A 15,410-nucleotide genomic window follows, 5' to 3' on the forward strand; every position below is an offset into this window, starting at 1 on the left:
CTGTCCCGAGTGACGAGCGAAGCGAGTTACTCGGCACTTTTTAGTCGAGGTTTTTGGAACGAGTGGTCGCACGGAGTGCGACCCGAGTGAGCAAAAACGTCGTCTTACATGTAGCCGAGGTCACGCAGGCGTTCCATCAGGTCTTCTTTGTCCTGGGCGCGGCCTGCGCGCTCGGTGGTGTTCGCCATGTCCTGTAGCCACGCCGGTTCGTCGGCGGACTTGTCCGTCGAGACTTCGCTGCCGAGACTGCGGAAACCAGCGAAGTACTTCGGCGAGACGGGCACGTCCTCCTGCGTGACGCCTTCGGGAAGGTCGGTGTCGCTCGTCGGGACGTAGCCATCTTCGGGGTAGTTCTCGACGGTGTCCGGGACGGCGAAGTACCAGAACGCGTCCCAGACGGCGCTCTCTTCGAACTGGAGGATGGGTTGGATGCGGTCGTGCGGCGGGTAGATGTCGGGGTTGTGGCGCGGACTGAAGAACGTCTCGTCGGCGCGTGCTTCCTGTTCGTCCCAGCGGACGCCGGAGATGACGCCGTCGATGTCGTGTGCTTCGAGGGTGTCGTTGAGGGCGACGGTCTTCAGCAGGTGGTTGCCGACGTAGGTGTCGAGCAGGAAGGGGAAGGTGTCGTCTTCGTACTCGAGGATGTTGCGGATGTGGTGCTGGTTGTGCTCGGAGAGTTCCGAGACGGGGATGTCGTCACCGGGTTCCAGGCCGTGTTCGTCGACGTAGTTGCCGACGTCTTCGTTGCGTGCCCAGATGACGTCGAGGTCCCACTCGTCGGCCCAGTGTTCGACGAAGTCCATGATTTCGTCGAAGTGCTGGTAGTGGTCGATGAAGACCGCAGGCGGGACTTCGAGGTCGAACTTCTCTGCGACTTCCTTGATGAAGTAGAGCGTGAGCGTCGAGTCCTTCCCACCGGTCCACATGACGGCGGGGTTCTCGTACTGTTCGAGGCCTCGCTTCGTGACCTCGATAGCCTTCTCGATTTTGTCTTCGGTACTCGGGTAGTCGTCTGGCGTCTCCCCCTCACCGTCGGTGTAGTCGACGTCGAGGTAGTCTGGGAAGGCATCCGACATGGTTCGTAATTAGATATAATTAGATGCTGTAAATGCTTTTTGCCTGCGGTATCGAGTGCGTATTGGTATCAATAGACATAGTGAGAGAAGGCGGTGACCGTCGAACTGTGGCACCCGGATGGAGGATACGGAAGGTTCAGGAGATGAACTTGTTGTCGCGCCAGTTGACACCGCTGTCGGACGACCCGTTCTGTTGTGGGTTCTCGACGACTTCGACGGAGGCGGCGCGGACTTCGCCTTCGACGATGCGCGTCGCTTGCAGTTCGTCGTCTTCTTCGGTGATGGCGGTCAGCGTTCCCTTCTCCGAGAGCATCGCAACCTCACGGAGCACGAGGAACATCGGGTACTGGAGTGCAGTGTTCTGCAGGACGGTTTCGAGGTCACCCTTGAAGCAGGCGAACTCGACCAGTTCCGAGGGAATCTCCTCTTCTTCTTCGTCTCCCCAGCTAGGCGCTCCTGCTCGGGGTGGCTCTTCTTCGTAGACGCGGTTTTCCGTCACGCTCGCTTTCAGTTGTGCCGTCGGCGTGTACTTGCTGAGACTGTCGTCAGCAGAGACGGCTTTGATGATGAGGGTGTTGTTGCGGCGCGTGATGTCCACATCCTCAACCTCCGGTGGGAGAGTGGGGTCGTTCTCGAAGTAGTCCATTACGTCTTCGAGTGGCAGTTCCAACGTCGAGTGGAGTCGATATACGCGGCCTGACATTGTTGGCTTCGGTATCGACGAGTGCCACAGTGCGGTCGCACGCGGTTAGCGATACCTGTGTTGATGTACGAGTCGGAGACTTATATGGCCTCCCCTTCCGGTTAGGTAGCAATTAGACGACTACCGAAAACGGCGTCAGTCGGTTACTTTCCGCCTGTCAGCGTCGTTTCGAGTTCGCCGCGGTTGTCGAGTTCTTCGAGGATGTCGCTCCCACCGACGAACTCGCCGTCGACGAAGGTCTGTGGAATCGTCTCCCACCCACTCTTGTTGTCGAGTGCCGCGCGGTAGTGCGGCAGTGCGGGCAGGACGTCTACCGTCTCGAACTCGTCGACGTACTGGGAGATGAGTTCGAGGGCCTTCGCGGAGTAGCCACACTGCGGCATCAGGCGGTTACCCTTCATGAAGAGGACGACGTCGTTGTTCTCGATAGCTTCGTCGACGCGGGACTGGACTTCTTCTGGGTCCATGCTCTCGGGTTGGAAAGTCATAGCACCACATTACGCCCCGGCAGACAAAGGAGTTGCGTCGTGGAACGAGTGACCCGGCCCGGGGAACTGCGGCGTTACTTTTCGCCGACGCGGACGACGTTGATGAGCGAGTAGACCGGTACGCCGTCGATTTCGTCGACGCCCTGTTTGTCGACGATGACGACGCACGCCAGCGGTTCACCGCCCTCGGAACGGAGGGAGTCGATGGTCTCGCGGAGCGTGGTTCCGCTCGTCACGGTGTCGTCGACGATGAAACAATCTTTCCCGTCGACGGGGGCGAAGTTACGGGAGAACCCGCCGCCGAGGTCCTCGATGTCGCCTTCGTCCCACTGGTGTTTCGCAGGGGCGTACGACCCGAGCGACGTCTCCAGTTCGCGGGAGACGCTCGTCGCGAGTGGGACGCCCGCTTTCTCGATGCCGATGGTGACGTCCGCTTCCTTGCCGGTCTCCATCAGGAGGTCTGCGAGTGCGCGCCCGACGTACGTCAGGCGTTTCCCACCGCTCCCGATTGCGTTCCAGTCGACGTGGATGTCGTGCGGGCCATCGGGTTTCTGTGCGGGTTCGGGCTTCGTCGCAGCACCGCTTCGTTCGACCAGCCAACTGGCGGTTTCGCGGGAGACGTTGAGTTCGTCGGCAATTTCGCCTTTCGAGAGACCACGGTCCGCGAGCTCCGCCGCGCTGGCGATGAGGTCGTCGACGTTCTTCATACGGTGCTGAATTCGATGGCCGTTTTTATAGTGGTGTCGTCGTCGTCGAATGCTTCTTCGAACTCCGAAAGCGGGTAGATTCCGGTGACGAGGTCACGGAGGAACCACCGGGGGAGTTTGGTGAACGTCACCGTCGCCGCTTCGAAGTGTTTGACGTGAGAGTTGACGCTCCCGACGAGCGCCTTGTTGTGGAGGACCATCTCGCGGTGGAACGCTCCGGCGTCGACTTCGAACGCCCAGTCGCTTGGCACTCCGAGGAGCGCGCCGACGCCGTTCGGAGCGAGGGCCTGCACCGACTGAATCGCGTGTTTCGGGAACCCCGTCGCCTCGTAGATGAAGTCCATCTGCTCGTAGGTGTCCGGGATATCTTCGACCGGTGTCTTTCTCGAATCGACGTACGTCCCGCCGAGTTCCTCGATGATGTCGATAGTCGGGTCGGGGCGGTCACGCCGGCCGAGACAGTAGAGATTGTCGTAGGCCTTGTCGTCGGTCTTCAGCATCGCCAGCGTCAGCAGGCCGAGACTCCCGTTTCCGAGGACGAGCGCCGACGTGGGGTCCCAGTCGAACGTCGAACGACTCGCGTAGGCCAGTTCACGGGCTTTCTCGGTGATAGAGATAGGCTCGATGAGGAACCCGAGTTCGGCCTGCGAACGGGGTATGCGGACCAGATACTTCTCGGGACTCGTAAAGAAGTCTGACATGAAGCCGTGTTCGCCGACGATGCCGCGTTCGGCGTACATCCCGTCGGGGGCCATGTCCGGGTCGCCGCGCTCGAAGTACTCGTTGGTCCCCGAGGCAGGCGGACGCCGAACTGTTGGGACGACGACGTCGCCTTCCTCTAACTCGGTGTCGTTGGGGTCTACGACGACGCCGACTGCTTCGTGGCCGAGGACGAGGTGGTCTTCGCCCTCCGGGAATCCGCCGTGCCCACCGGCGATGACCTCGTGGTCGGTTCCGTCGACGCCGACCCGTAGGGTCCGGACGAGTGCCTCCCCAGATTCGGGTTCTGGTCGCGGTTTGTCGATGACGACCGGTTTGTCTTCCCCCCGCTTGACGACGATTGCTTTCATACTCCCACCAATGCACCACCCCACCAAAAGACTTATTCTATGCTGAGTAAATAATTGTTCACGGTGAGCGCCCTTCGTCGTCTAACCAGCCCATGACGAACCGTCACGTACGGACCAGCCTATCCAGCCCATTCGTGTCGGCGTTCACCGCACCCGTGCCAATACCGCATGGAGGCTACTCCCGTGCCCGATGGCCTCCACTGGTGGTATTTTCCTGACACTCACATCGCTCGGCGAGCGCGACGTCCCGAAAATCAGTCTGTCGAGCGGCCAGCGTCCTCCGGTCAGTCGTCCACGTCGTCGACGAGTTCGTCCGCAAGCCCGACGTACGTCGCAGGCGTCAACGCGAGGAGTTCTTCGCGCGTCGTGTCGCTCACGTCGAGGTCAGCAAACAGGTCGTGGAAGTCTTCTAGCGTTACCTCACGACCACGCGTGAGTTCCTTCACGCGTTCGTAGGCGTGCGTGTCTCCCTCACGACGGAGAATCGTCTGGACTGCCTCGCCGATGATGGCCGGCGTGTCGTCCAGTTCCTGCCGCATGACGTGTTCGTTCGGGACGATTTTCCCGAGACCGGTCTGTGTCTTCTTGTAGCCGATGAGACAGTGTGCGAACGCGGCACCGATGTTGCGCTTGACCGTCGAGTCCGAGAGGTCACGCTGGAGGCGCGAGGTGGTGACGTAGTCGGCGAGGAACGTCAGGTCGGAGTTCGCTTTCGAGAGGTTCCCCTCGGAGTTCTCGAAGTCGATGGGGTTGACCTTGTGCGGCATCGTCGACGACCCCGTCTCACCCTCGACGGTCTCTTGGCCGAGGTAGCGGTCGGAGATGTAGAGCCACATGTCGCGGTCCATGTCCACGACGACGTTGTTGACGCCGCGGACGGCGTCGAACAGCGCTGCAAGGTCGTCACAGGGGTTGACCTGCGTCGCGAGCGGGACGTGTTCGAGGCCGAGCGAGGAGACGAACTCGCGGGAGAACGCCCGCCAGTCCACGTCGGGGTAGGCGGCGACGTGTGCAGCGTAGGTGCCCGAGGCACCGGCGAGTTTGCCGGCGAGGGCGTCGCTCGCGGACTCGACGCGGGCCAGCGTCCGACCGAGACGAGACGCGTAGACGGCCATCTCCTTGCCGAACGTCGTCGGCGTGGCGGGTTGTCCGTGCGTGCGTGCGAGCATAGGAACGTCGCGGTACTCCTGTGCGAGGGCGACGAGTTCGTCGCGCATCTCACGAAGTTCGGGGACGAGCACGTCTTCGACGGCCCCCTTGGCCATCAGACGGTGTGAGAGGTTGTTCACGTCCTCAGAGGTCAGTCCGAAGTGAATCCACGGGTGGACGGACTCGTCCGTCTCGGTGCGGATGAAGTACTCGACGGCCTTGACGTCGTGATTCGTCGCACTGTAGCCTTCGGCACCCTCGACTTCGAGTCGTTTCACCAGGTCGGCGGCGTCGGCGTCGAACTCATCGTAGAGCGCTCGAAGGTCGGCACGCTCCGCCTCGGTGAGTTCGAGCGGCGTCGCATCGAGGTCCGCGAGTGCGACGAGATACTCGACTTCTACCTGCACACGAGCGCGCATGAGTGCGGCCTCGCTCACGTGCGGTGCGAGTGGGGCGGTTCGAGAGGCGTAGCGCCCGTCGAGCGGTGACACCGCGTAAAGCGGGTCGTTCCGGTCGGCGTCGGTCATGAGTGAGTCGTCTCGGTGGGATGGGTTAAACGGTGGGGGTTCGTGTCCGTCCGATTGCGCCGAGGTGGGCAAGTGTGTGGATATTCGATGCCATTGTGTGCTCTCATTCGGCACTCACTATGCACGGATGAGCATACATTTTCGAGGAGGACCGCAACCACTTTGAGGACCGCGACACGCTCTGTCCACATGGTCACCATCGCCGGTCTCGCGAGCAACCGTGGACGAAACCTGCGCAACATCGCCGAGCGCTCCCCCGGCGGAGCGGAACTCGGCGTCGTCGTCTCGAACCACGCCGACGCGCCCATCCTCGACTGGGCCGCTGAGCAAGATATCCCGACGGAAGTCGTCGAGCGCGACGACGACGAGTCCCGGGAATCACACGAAGAACGCATCCTCGACGCCCTCGCAGACTACGACTTCGACCTCGTCTGCCTCGACGGCTATATGCGCGTCCTCACGTCGACGTTCATCGACGCGACGCCGACGACGCTCAACGTCCATCCGTCGCTCCTCCCCGCCTTCCCGGGGATGGACGCCCACGAACAGGTCCTCGACGCCGGTGTGAAGATGACTGGCAGTACGGTCCACGTCGTCGACGAGGAAGTCGACGGCGGCCCCATCGTCACACAGGAGGCCGTACCGGTCTACGACGGCGACGACGAGGACGACCTGAAGTCGCGCGTCCTCTACGACGCCGAGTTCAAAGCATACCCCCGTGCAGTCCGCTGGTTCGCCGAAGGCCGCGTGACCGTCGAAGACGACACGGTCACCGTCGAAGGCGACGAAGACGCCGGCCTCCCCGAGCGTCGCGTCACCTCAGAAGACCGGTACGACACGCTTCGCTACGGCGAGAACCCGCACCAGGACGCCGCCGTCTACGTCGACGAGACGTGTGAGGAGGCGTCAGTCGTCGGTGCACCACAACTCAACGAGGGTGCGAAGGGACTGTCGTACAACAACTACAACGACGCCGACGGCGCGCTCAACCTCATCAAGGAGTTCGACGAACCCGCCGCGGCGGTCATCAAGCACACGAACCCGGCCGGATGTGCGACGGCCGACACGCTCGCCGACGCCTACGCCGACGCCCTCGCGACTGACCCGATGAGCGCCTTCGGTGGCATCGTCGCCCTCAACCGCGAATGCGACGCCGAGACGGCCGAACTCGTCGTCGATTCGTTCAAGGAAGTCGTCGTCGCGCCGGGCTACACCGACGACGCCCTCGACGTGCTCACCGAGAAGAAGAACCTCCGCGTCCTCGATGTTGGTGAACTCGGCGAACGCACCGAGACCTACACCGAAAAAGCGCTCGTCGGCGGGCGACTCGTCCAAGAACGCGACATGTGGACGCCGACGCTGGACGACCTGGAAGTCGTCACCGAGACGGAACCCACAGACGAGCAGTTAGAGACGATGCTCTTCGCGTGGAAAGTTCTCAAGCACGTGAAGTCCAACGGGATTCTCTTCGCTAAAGGAACCGAGACGGTCGGTGTCGGCATGGGTCAGGTCTCCCGCGTCGATGCCGTCGAACTCGCGGCGATGAAGGCAGAAGAACATGCCGAAGGCAAGGACGCACAGGGTGCGGTCATGGCCTCTGACGCGTTCTTCCCGTTCCCGGACGGCGTCGAGAAGGCCGCCGACGCAGGTATCGAGGCGGTCATCCAACCCGGCGGGTCGGTCAACGACGAGAAGGTCATCGACGCGTGTAACGAGCGCGGGATTGCGATGGTGTTTACGGGTCAGCGGTGCTTCCGTCACGACTGAGCAACGCGACGGAGTGACGGAAGTCAGTGAGACGAGCGACGCGAGTCTCACGCGATTTCAGACACGACTGAGTGAAACGAAAGAGAGTCTAAACCTCTAAGCACGACCACACACGTTTTACGCCACTCGTCCCTCGCCTCTACACAGAGATGGCGACGGTCCCGACACAACTTCTCTCTGACGCCCCGCTATCGCTCTTTTGGCAGGGTCTCGTCCTCGGATTCGCTATCGCCGCACCGGTCGGCCCAATCGGCGTCCTGTGCATCCAGCGAACGCTCTCACGGGGGCGGCGCGCCGGGTTCGTCAGTGGACTCGGGGCCGCCACCGCCGACGGGGTGTACGGACTCGTCGCTGGACTCGGTCTGACCGCTGTCTCCTCTGTTCTCGTCTCGTTTCAGACCGGAATCCGGGTCGCCGGTGGCCTGTTCTTGCTCTATCTTGGGATACAAACCGTCACCGCAAAACCGGCCGAGACGGCGGCCGAGTCGGCCGGCGATGGCTTGCTCTCGGATTACGCGTCGACGTTCGTTCTGACGCTGACCAACCCCGTCACCATCCTCGCGTTCGTCGGTATCTTCGCCGGCGTCGGGGTGGGTGTCTCGGGAGCGTACCGCGACGCACTCGTCTTCGTCGGCGGCGTCGTCCTCGGGTCGGCGGCGTGGTGGCTGACCCTGAGTACGGGCGTGTCGCTGTTCCGAAGTCGGGTCACACCAGACGTCCTGCGTCGGGTGAACCAACTCGCAGGGGCGATTCTCGTCGGATTCGCCGTCGTCGTGTTCGCCAGTCTCGTCTGAGTGGCCGTCACCGCCGTCGTTCTCACGAATCAAAATCAACGGGATGCTTCAAGTGTCGGCGAGGAGAATCGACGTGTATGTACGAAGATATTCTGGTGCCCACGGACGGCAGTGACGGAACGGGTCGGGCAATCGAACACGCCCTCGAACTCGCCGGGCCAGACTCGAAGATACACGTACTTTCGGTCGTCGACCAGCGCGTCTACCTCGCCGCGGGTGGCGACCAGCAGGACGCGGTCATCCAGTCGCTCCGAGACGACGCTGTCGACGCCGTCGAACTGTGCGTCGCGGAGTGTGAAGGCAAGTGCGAGACGACGACGGCAGTCCGCGAGGGCGTGCCGCACCGGGTCATCCTCGAATACGCCGACGAACACGACGTCGACGTCGTCGTGATGGGGACCCACGGCCGGACCGGCCGAGACAAACTCACGTCGCTCGGGAGCGTCACCGAACGCGTCGTCGAGAACGCGAAGCGTCCGGTCCTCGTCGTCCACATCGACGAGTGAGGAACACACGTCGGCGAGTGAGACACCCACGCCGACGAGTGGGACGCCCCCGTGTGGTGAGGACGGAGCGTTAGGCCTAAGCCCACCGTGCGGGTGGTTTGCGTATGGAGTACCACGAGGCGGTGAACTTCCTTTTCGACCTCCGGCGATTTCAGGTCAAGCCGGGGACCGAGTCGATTCAGCGGTTACTCTCTCATCTCGGCGACCCCCACGAGGGTGTGTCGTTCGTGCAGGTTGCAGGGTCGAACGGAAAAGGAAGCACCGCCCGGATGCTCGAATCGACGCTTCGACAGGCTGGACTGAGCGTCGGCCTCTACACCTCGCCACACTTCGACGACATCCGCGAACGCATCCGCGTCGACGGGCGAAAGATTTCGGAGTCTGCGCTGTCCGCGTTCGTCTCCGAGGCGAAACCGTACCTCGTCGAACGCGCCGCCGAGGGCGAACCGCTCACGTTCTTCGAGACGATGACTGCGCTCGGCATCTGGTACTTCGCCGACGCCGACGTCGACGTCGCCGTCCTCGAAGTCGGGATGGGCGGCGAACTCGACGCCACCAGCGCCGTCTCGCCCGTCGCCAGCGCCGTCACGAACGTCTCGCTCGAACACACGGCAGTCCTCGGAGATACAATCGAAGAAATCGCCCGCACGAAGGCGGCCGTCGCACCGACGGACGCGCCACTCGTGACCGGTGCGACGGGCGAGGCACTCGACGTCATCCGCGAGGAAGTCGGTGACGTGGTGACCGTCGGCGGTGTCGACACCGACGCCGACGTTCGGACGGCCTACGACGGCCGGGTCAACCATCAGGAGGCGGCGATTACCGTGTCTACGGACGACGAGCAACTCGACCTTCGAATCCCGCTGTTAGGGGCGTATCAGGCGCAAAACGCCGGTATCGCCGTCGCGCTCGCCCGACAGGTCGCCCCCGATATCGACGCCAGCGCGATTCGCCGTGGCCTCAGGAACGCCCACTGGCCGGGACGGTTCGAGGTCATGTCGGCAGACCCGATGGTCGTCCTCGACGGCGCGCACAATCCCGACGCCTGCGTTCAGGTCGCGACGGTCTTAGACGAGTTCGACTACGACGACTTACACGTCGTCTACGGCGCGATGCACGACAAAGACCACGAGGAGATGGTGGCCGCACTCCCCGAGATTGCATCGGTCGTTACCTGTCACGCCGATATCTCTCGGGCCGAAGACTCCGAGATACTCTCTGCAGTCTTCGAACGTGCCGGCATCCCGGACGTTCGGACCGAGAGCGCCGTCGCTTCCGCACTGGACGACGCTCGACGCCGCGCCGACGCCGACGACTGCGTCCTCGTCGTGGGGTCGCTCTACGTCGTCGCCGAAGCGCGGACGACGTGGACGCGGGCGATGATTCCGAAGACGAACCGAACCCTCGCGGAGGCACGAGCGACACTCGAACGAGCCAACGTGCCACGAACGGGAGCGGACGTCGCCAAAAGCGGCGTCAACCGGGCGATTCGCACCCGCGTCCAGCGACGACAGGCACAGGTCGTCCGCGAAGAACTGCTCGCGCTCGGCGGCGAGTGTGCCGTCTCCGGTCACGACTCGGGCGGCGAACTCGTCGACGTCGTCATGATGGCAACGGTGGCGCAGTTCGAGCGCCTGACCGAGACGCTCCAGAACCGACCGTACGCGCTCCCCGAACTCGCGACTGAGATTCGCACGAGTCTCGGTGTCGACGCCGAGGCGGCCACAGACGACTATCCGTGGGGAGACGGGACGGCCGTCATGGGTATCCTCAACGTCACACCGGACAGTTTCCACGACGGCGGCCAGTTCTACGACATCGACGACGCCGTCACGCAGGCGAAGGCGATGGTCGACGCAGGCGTCGATATCATCGACGTGGGCGGCGAGAGCACCCGACCCGGTGCAGAAGAAGTCCCGGTGGACGAAGAGATACGTCGCGTCACGCCCGTCATCGAGGCACTCGCGGACCTCGACACGCTCGTCTCGGTCGATACCCGAAAGGCTGCAGTCGCGGAGGCGGCACTCGACGCCGGCGCGGACATCCTCAACGACGTGACCGGCCTCGAAGACCCGGAGATGCGTTTTCTTGCGGCTGAACGCGACGTGCCGGTCATCGTGATGCACAGCATCGACGCGCCGGTGATTCCGGACAAAAACATCGACTACGACGACGTGGTCGAAGACGTCATCGACGAACTGACCGAGCGAATCCTCCTCGCGGAGAAGGCGGGCATCCCCCGACACAACGTCATCGTGGACCCGGGCCTCGGGTTCGGGAAGTCGAAGGTAGAGAACTTCGAACTGCTGGGCCGCGTGGACGAGTTCAGCGCGCTCGGGTGTCCCATCCTCGTCGGGCACTCCCACAAGTCGATGTTCTCGCTCGTCGGCGAGGAGACGGGCGACAACCTCGCGGCGACCATCGCCGGGACGGCCATCGCCGCCGACAGAGGCGCGGATATCGTCCGCGTCCACGACGTGCCCGAAAACGTCGCTGCCGTGAACGTCGCACTGGCGTCGCAGGACCCGAGTCAGTTCGAAGACGAGTAATCCCGCTTTCCTCCGGACGTTTTTGACCGAGTAGGTCCTACCTCCGTCCGTGTGTACGCTCATCCTCGCGTGGCAGGTGTTCGAAGACGCGCCCGTCGTCGTCGCCGCCAACCGCGACGAGTTACTCGACAGACCCGCCGAACCGCCACAGCGATGGGAGAACGGTGACGGACCCGGAATCGTCGCCCCCCGGGACGCCGAAGCGGGTGGCACGTGGGTCGGTTACAACGACGCCGGCGTCTTCGTCGGCATCACGAACCGATGGGTCGAAGTCGACGGTGGCGGCGAGCGCTCTCGCGGCCAACTCGTCCGCGACGCCCTTCGCCACGAGACGGCCGAAGACGCCGCGCGGTACGTCGAACACTCGGTGGACGAGCACACCTACGACGGGTTCAACCTCGTCGTCGCCGACGAGAACGCGGCGATATACTTCGAATGGGACGGCGGACTCGACGTTCGGAACTTCGACCCGGGCGTCCACGTCGTCGTGAACGTCGGGACGCACGACTCGTGGTTCGTCCCGGCGAAGCATCCCGAGCGAGGCGAGAAACAGGCCGACAACGCCCGGCGTCTCTGGGAGGCGCTCCAACCCGAACCGAGTGAGTCGGTGGTGGGGTGGCGCTCCCGGGCGGCCGACGCCCTCGGAAACCACGACTTCGGCGTCTGCGTCCACGACCCGGACGGTCGGTTCGGGACACGTTCGTCGTCGCTCATCACGCTCGGAAACGAGGAGTCGTCGTACGAATTCGCCGATGGGCCGCCGTGTCAGACCGCCTTCGAACCGGTCGAACGTCAGCATTAAACCACTCGCCCGACGTGTAGATTGTATGAGCGCGAGCGAAGCCGAAGCCGACCTTTCTTCCGACGAGCACGCGGGACTCGAACTCATCCGCGAGTCGGGCGGCATCCATCAGAGTGACTTCTGGAAAGAACTCGACATCTCCTCCCGCAAAGGGAGCCGTATCGCGGAGGTCCTGGAGTCGCTCGGTCTCATCAAACGGACGCAGGCCGTCTACAACGGCCACACGACCTACTATCTCGAACCTGCCGCCCGCGACCTGCAGTTCTCGATGCTCATGGCCGGCGACATGCTCTCGCCGTTCATCGGCGAAGAAGAGATTAACGCGAACAGTAACGCCTTCTCGCAGTGGCTGATGAACCTCGCCTACGAGGAGTACTGACGGTTCAGAAACGGAAGACGCCCCTTTCGAGACGCTTTCTCGGGCGTCGTCACACGGTCGATTCGACTCGGGAGTGACGACGTTGCCCACGGACACGCGGTGACGGTGACTATACCGACGACACAGCGTCGTCTCTCTGGATTCGAGCGTCGGTACTGTCGGGTCCCAGTGCTGTCGGGTACCAGTGCTGTCGAGCGTCGGTCCTGTCGGGTATCAGTTCGAGAAGAAAACGCGAAACCGCGGGACGCGGTTTACTCTTCGTCCGATTCGTCGTCTTCGTCCTCAGTCGCCAGCAGGTCGTTGGCGACGAGGTGCTCTTCGATGTCCTCGTTGGAGAGTTCGACGAAGCGCTCGGACTCGGCCGAGACAGTCGCCACGTCGATGCCGTCGGGCGCGATAGTGCCGTTTTCGGCCGTCGCGGCGATGGCCTCGAGTGCCAGCGCGATGCCCTCTTCGAGGGTCAGGTCGTCGCTGTAGTTCTCTTCGAGGTGTTCCTGGTGGTCGCCGCGGTCAGCACCGATTGCGACGGCCTTCCACTCGTAGGGCGTCCCCGAGGGGTCCGTCTCGTAGAGGCGTGGGGAGCCGTTTTCGACGCCGCCGATGAGGAGGGCCACACCGAACGGCCGGGCACCGCCGACCTGCGTGTACTGCTGGATGTGGTCGGTGACTTCCTTGGTCAACGTCTCGATACCGATGGGTTCGCCGTAGCGGAGGCGGTTGACCTGCGACTGGCGGCGGGCGAAGTCGATGAGTTGGCGGGCGTCGGCGACGTGGCCGGCGCTCGCGATACCCACGTGGTCGTCCGCCTTGTGAATCTTCTCGACGCTCGTCGGTTCCATCAGTGGCGAGCGAGAGCGTTTGTCCGCCGCGAGGACGACACCATCGGATGTTCGAACACCAATGCTCGCGGTGCCGCGCTTGACGGCCTCACGAGCGTATTCGACCTGATAGAGTCGACCATCTGGCGAGAAGATCGTAATCCCGCGGTCGTACGCCTGTTGTTGCGCTTGTCCCTGCATAGAGTATCACTCGAAATCGAGTTGCGTCGCGCCCGTGAACCCGTCCGGACTGCTGACGTCCAAGAGGGAGTTGCGGACGACGGCAGTCCGGGATTCGTTCTCGAACACGACGTCTCTCTCCTCAGAAATTCCGGCCCGGCGGTGTAAATACCTTTCCGAACAGGCACGCACCGTGCCGGAGACGCCACGCACTCTCACCCCGACGGGGTCGTCGTCTACCGTGTCGATACAGGCGAGGGCGGCACGCGCCTCGTCGACGTGGCCACGACGGGCACGGACGATGGTCTCGCCGACGCCGTCTTCGAAGTCGAATCCGAGGACGGTCAGGTCTGCGTCTGCGCTCTCGGCATCGCCGTAGAGGTTCTGTGCGGCGTACCAGAGTTCTCGCTGGAACGTCCCGCGTCGAATGGTCGCGTCGGGCCACGCTTCGAGCTCGACGGCGAGATAGCGCCAGCGTGGCCGGAGATGTTTTGGCAGGTGTTTCATGGATTACTCGTCGCTCCTGGGTGCGCGTTCGGCCACCTCGTCGGATGATATCCGGCGGCCTGCCGAGCTCGACTCGGCAACGAGCACGCCAACTTGTTCGTGGACGGACTCGACGGCGGTGAGGACGAATCCGGCGTCGGTGAGGGCGTCGGCGAGCATCCCGACTGTCGCCGGGTCGTCTACCTCCGGCGTGTAGAACGGGTGGTCGGGGTCGGGTTCGCCGAAGAACATCACGTCGCCGAGGACGAATCGCTTCGGTTCGAGTCCGGCGATGACCTGGATGGCCTCGCGCTTTTCCTCGTCCGAGAGGTGGTGCATGGCGAAGTTGGAGACGACAATATCGACGTCCTCTCCATCGGGGACGTTCGGGTCGCGGAACTCTCCTTCGCCGAACTCGACGTTCTCGATACCAACTTCGGCGGCCTTCTTTCGGGCCTGTTCGAGCATCCCCTCGCTGATGTCCCGGCCGATGACGCGTGCTGCGTCCGGTGCGAGCGCGAGCGCGATTGCACCCGTGCCAGTCCCGAGGTCCAACACCACGTCGTCGGGCGACGGGTCGGCGTAGTGGACGACGAGGGAGACACAGGCACGGTACTCCTCGCGGTTCTGCGACTCGTCGTACTCGGGGGCGAGTTCGGAAAACCGGGCCGCGTGTTCCTCAATCGTCTTCTTCATATCGACCACGTTTGACACCGGGGGCAATGAACGACTCGGACGTCAGTTCTCGGTTTCGCTCGGTCAGTCGCCGCCACTCGCGGAGGCCATCCAGAATCTGCTCGCGGTCGAATCCGATGACTGCACCGACTGCGGCCAACTCACGCGGGGCGCGGAGTTCGAGGTGTGAGTGTGCCCCGGCGGAGACGACGTACGGAACGTCGTAGTACTCCACGAGTTCGCGGAGTTTGCGGAGGTCCGACAGTGATTGCACGCGCGTCCCGCCTTCGGTTCGGAGCACCGGTCCGAGGTCGAATTCGACGCGGACGCCGTTTTCTCGGGCGGCCTTCGCGAGGACGTGGTTGAAGTTCCCGCGACCGGACATCGGACGCGCGAGGACGTCGACGCGGGGTTGTTCGACGGCGAAGCGGTTGAGTGCGTTCGTCCCGCCGCGGAGGATGAGGAGTTCACGTTGCGGCCGGTAGTTTCCGACCGCCCCGCTGGCGTGTTCCGGGTCTGGTGCGTCGATTTCGACGGCGTCGACGAGGTCCACGTCGAGTTCGTCGCGGAGACGGTCGTACTCCGGACGCGCGTCCATCCCCCGAACGACGACGCCGTCGTACCCGTATCTCTCGGCGGCGAGTGCGACGCGACTCGCCGTGCTCTCGCCGTCCGGGTGTGCGTAGACCGCCTCGTACATATGCCGACGATAGAGTGGGTGGAAAAAGGGCGTT

The 15,410-nt window shown here is 63.4% G+C and carries 16 protein-coding genes; 6 read left to right on the forward strand and 10 right to left on the reverse strand.

Features of this window, described 5'->3' with window-relative positions; genetic code table 11:
• Nucleotides 1–104: 104 nt before the first annotated feature.
• From ACK3R5_RS05165 to purB, 6 genes are all read right to left on the reverse strand, one after another.
• On the reverse strand, nt 105–1,076 hold the full coding sequence (locus ACK3R5_RS05165; RefSeq protein WP_411962994.1) for a phosphoadenosine phosphosulfate reductase family protein: 972 nt from the start codon (nt 1,074–1,076) through the stop codon (nt 105–107).
• Nucleotides 1,077–1,212: 136 nt separating this feature from the next.
• Nucleotides 1,213–1,779, reverse strand: a complete 567-nt coding sequence (locus ACK3R5_RS05170) for a hypothetical protein (protein WP_411962995.1) — start codon at nt 1,777–1,779, stop codon at nt 1,213–1,215.
• A 143-nt stretch (nt 1,780–1,922) separates the two neighbouring features.
• Nucleotides 1,923–2,267: a glutaredoxin family protein gene (locus tag ACK3R5_RS05175; protein WP_411962996.1), complete on the reverse strand. Its 345-nt coding sequence runs from the start codon at nt 2,265–2,267 to the stop codon at nt 1,923–1,925.
• Nucleotides 2,268–2,341: 74 nt separating this feature from the next.
• Nucleotides 2,342–2,974, reverse strand: coding sequence for a transcriptional regulator GfcR (gene gfcR, locus ACK3R5_RS05180; protein ID WP_411968276.1), 633 nt, complete (start codon nt 2,972–2,974; stop codon nt 2,342–2,344).
• Entirely contained in the window at nt 2,971–4,044 is a 1,074-nt protein-coding gene (locus tag ACK3R5_RS05185; RefSeq protein ID WP_411968277.1) for a glucose 1-dehydrogenase, read from the reverse strand. The genes gfcR and ACK3R5_RS05185 overlap by 4 nt, the downstream gene beginning before the upstream one ends.
• 284 nt (nt 4,045–4,328) lie before the next feature.
• Nucleotides 4,329–5,720, reverse strand: coding sequence for an adenylosuccinate lyase (gene purB, locus ACK3R5_RS05190; protein WP_411968278.1), 1,392 nt, complete (start codon nt 5,718–5,720; stop codon nt 4,329–4,331).
• Between the two features lie 189 nt (nt 5,721–5,909).
• Here purB and purH point away from each other — a divergent pair, with 189 nt between their 5' ends.
• From purH to ACK3R5_RS05220, 6 genes are all read left to right on the forward strand, one after another.
• Complete coding sequence (gene purH, locus ACK3R5_RS05195; RefSeq protein ID WP_411968279.1) at nt 5,910–7,487, forward strand: bifunctional phosphoribosylaminoimidazolecarboxamide formyltransferase/IMP cyclohydrolase; 1,578 nt, start codon at nt 5,910–5,912, stop codon at nt 7,485–7,487.
• A gap of 149 nt (nt 7,488–7,636) precedes the next feature.
• On the forward strand, nt 7,637–8,281 hold the full coding sequence (locus ACK3R5_RS05200; protein ID WP_411968280.1) for a LysE family translocator: 645 nt from the start codon (nt 7,637–7,639) through the stop codon (nt 8,279–8,281).
• A 77-nt stretch (nt 8,282–8,358) separates the two neighbouring features.
• Nucleotides 8,359–8,787, forward strand: coding sequence for a universal stress protein (locus ACK3R5_RS05205; RefSeq protein WP_411963001.1), 429 nt, complete (start codon nt 8,359–8,361; stop codon nt 8,785–8,787).
• A 104-nt stretch (nt 8,788–8,891) separates the two neighbouring features.
• Nucleotides 8,892–11,336 carry a dihydropteroate synthase gene (gene folP, locus ACK3R5_RS05210; protein WP_411968281.1) on the forward strand — a complete coding sequence of 815 codons (2,445 nt, stop codon included), beginning with the start codon at nt 8,892–8,894 and terminating at the stop codon, nt 11,334–11,336.
• 49 nt (nt 11,337–11,385) lie between these two features.
• Nucleotides 11,386–12,138 (forward strand): NRDE family protein, encoded by a 753-nt coding sequence (locus ACK3R5_RS05215; protein WP_411968282.1) that lies wholly within the window; start codon nt 11,386–11,388, stop codon nt 12,136–12,138.
• A gap of 25 nt (nt 12,139–12,163) precedes the next feature.
• Nucleotides 12,164–12,517, forward strand: a complete 354-nt coding sequence (locus ACK3R5_RS05220) for a helix-turn-helix transcriptional regulator (RefSeq protein WP_411963004.1) — start codon at nt 12,164–12,166, stop codon at nt 12,515–12,517.
• Nucleotides 12,518–12,768: 251 nt separating this feature from the next.
• Here ACK3R5_RS05220 and psmA read toward each other — a convergent pair whose 3' ends face one another.
• From psmA to ACK3R5_RS05240, 4 genes are read right to left on the reverse strand one after another with little or no spacing between them, the layout of a single operon-like run.
• Nucleotides 12,769–13,536 (reverse strand): archaeal proteasome endopeptidase complex subunit alpha, encoded by a 768-nt coding sequence (gene psmA, locus ACK3R5_RS05225; RefSeq protein ID WP_411968283.1) that lies wholly within the window; start codon nt 13,534–13,536, stop codon nt 12,769–12,771.
• Nucleotides 13,537–13,542: 6 nt separating this feature from the next.
• Complete coding sequence (locus ACK3R5_RS05230) at nt 13,543–14,022, reverse strand: Rpp14/Pop5 family protein (RefSeq protein ID WP_411963006.1); 480 nt, start codon at nt 14,020–14,022, stop codon at nt 13,543–13,545.
• Nucleotides 14,023–14,025: 3 nt separating this feature from the next.
• Nucleotides 14,026–14,697 carry a class I SAM-dependent methyltransferase gene (locus tag ACK3R5_RS05235; RefSeq protein ID WP_411968284.1) on the reverse strand — a complete coding sequence of 224 codons (672 nt, stop codon included), beginning with the start codon at nt 14,695–14,697 and terminating at the stop codon, nt 14,026–14,028.
• Complete coding sequence (locus ACK3R5_RS05240) at nt 14,681–15,376, reverse strand: RNase P subunit p30 family protein (RefSeq protein WP_411968285.1); 696 nt, start codon at nt 15,374–15,376, stop codon at nt 14,681–14,683. Before ACK3R5_RS05240 ends, ACK3R5_RS05235 begins: the two co-directional genes overlap by 17 nt.
• Nucleotides 15,377–15,410: the final 34 nt, after the last annotated feature.

This window comes from Haloferax sp. YSSS75, from assembly GCF_046764215.1.
Classification (GTDB): Archaea; Halobacteriota; Halobacteria; order Halobacteriales; family Haloferacaceae; genus Haloferax.

Excerpts from the sequence above, each read along its gene's own strand:
- ACK3R5_RS05165 (WP_411962994.1), bottom strand. The coding sequence starts at position 1,076 with ATGTCGGATGCCTTCCCAGACTACCTCGACGTCGACTACACCGACGGT.
- ACK3R5_RS05170 (WP_411962995.1), bottom strand. The coding sequence starts at position 1,779 with ATGTCAGGCCGCGTATATCGACTCCACTCGACGTTGGAACTGCCACTC.
- ACK3R5_RS05175 (WP_411962996.1), bottom strand. The coding sequence starts at position 2,267 with ATGACTTTCCAACCCGAGAGCATGGACCCAGAAGAAGTCCAGTCCCGC.
- gfcR (WP_411968276.1), bottom strand. The coding sequence starts at position 2,974 with ATGAAGAACGTCGACGACCTCATCGCCAGCGCGGCGGAGCTCGCGGAC.
- ACK3R5_RS05185 (WP_411968277.1), bottom strand. The coding sequence starts at position 4,044 with ATGAAAGCAATCGTCGTCAAGCGGGGGGAAGACAAACCGGTCGTCATC.
- purB (WP_411968278.1), bottom strand. The coding sequence starts at position 5,720 with ATGACCGACGCCGACCGGAACGACCCGCTTTACGCGGTGTCACCGCTC.
- purH (WP_411968279.1), top strand. The coding sequence starts at position 5,910 with ATGGTCACCATCGCCGGTCTCGCGAGCAACCGTGGACGAAACCTGCGC.
- ACK3R5_RS05200 (WP_411968280.1), top strand. The coding sequence starts at position 7,637 with ATGGCGACGGTCCCGACACAACTTCTCTCTGACGCCCCGCTATCGCTC.
- ACK3R5_RS05205 (WP_411963001.1), top strand. The coding sequence starts at position 8,359 with ATGTACGAAGATATTCTGGTGCCCACGGACGGCAGTGACGGAACGGGT.
- folP (WP_411968281.1), top strand. The coding sequence starts at position 8,892 with ATGGAGTACCACGAGGCGGTGAACTTCCTTTTCGACCTCCGGCGATTT.
- ACK3R5_RS05220 (WP_411963004.1), top strand. The coding sequence starts at position 12,164 with ATGAGCGCGAGCGAAGCCGAAGCCGACCTTTCTTCCGACGAGCACGCG.
- psmA (WP_411968283.1), bottom strand. The coding sequence starts at position 13,536 with ATGCAGGGACAAGCGCAACAACAGGCGTACGACCGCGGGATTACGATC.
- ACK3R5_RS05230 (WP_411963006.1), bottom strand. The coding sequence starts at position 14,022 with ATGAAACACCTGCCAAAACATCTCCGGCCACGCTGGCGCTATCTCGCC.
- ACK3R5_RS05235 (WP_411968284.1), bottom strand. The coding sequence starts at position 14,697 with ATGAAGAAGACGATTGAGGAACACGCGGCCCGGTTTTCCGAACTCGCC.
- ACK3R5_RS05240 (WP_411968285.1), bottom strand. The coding sequence starts at position 15,376 with ATGTACGAGGCGGTCTACGCACACCCGGACGGCGAGAGCACGGCGAGT.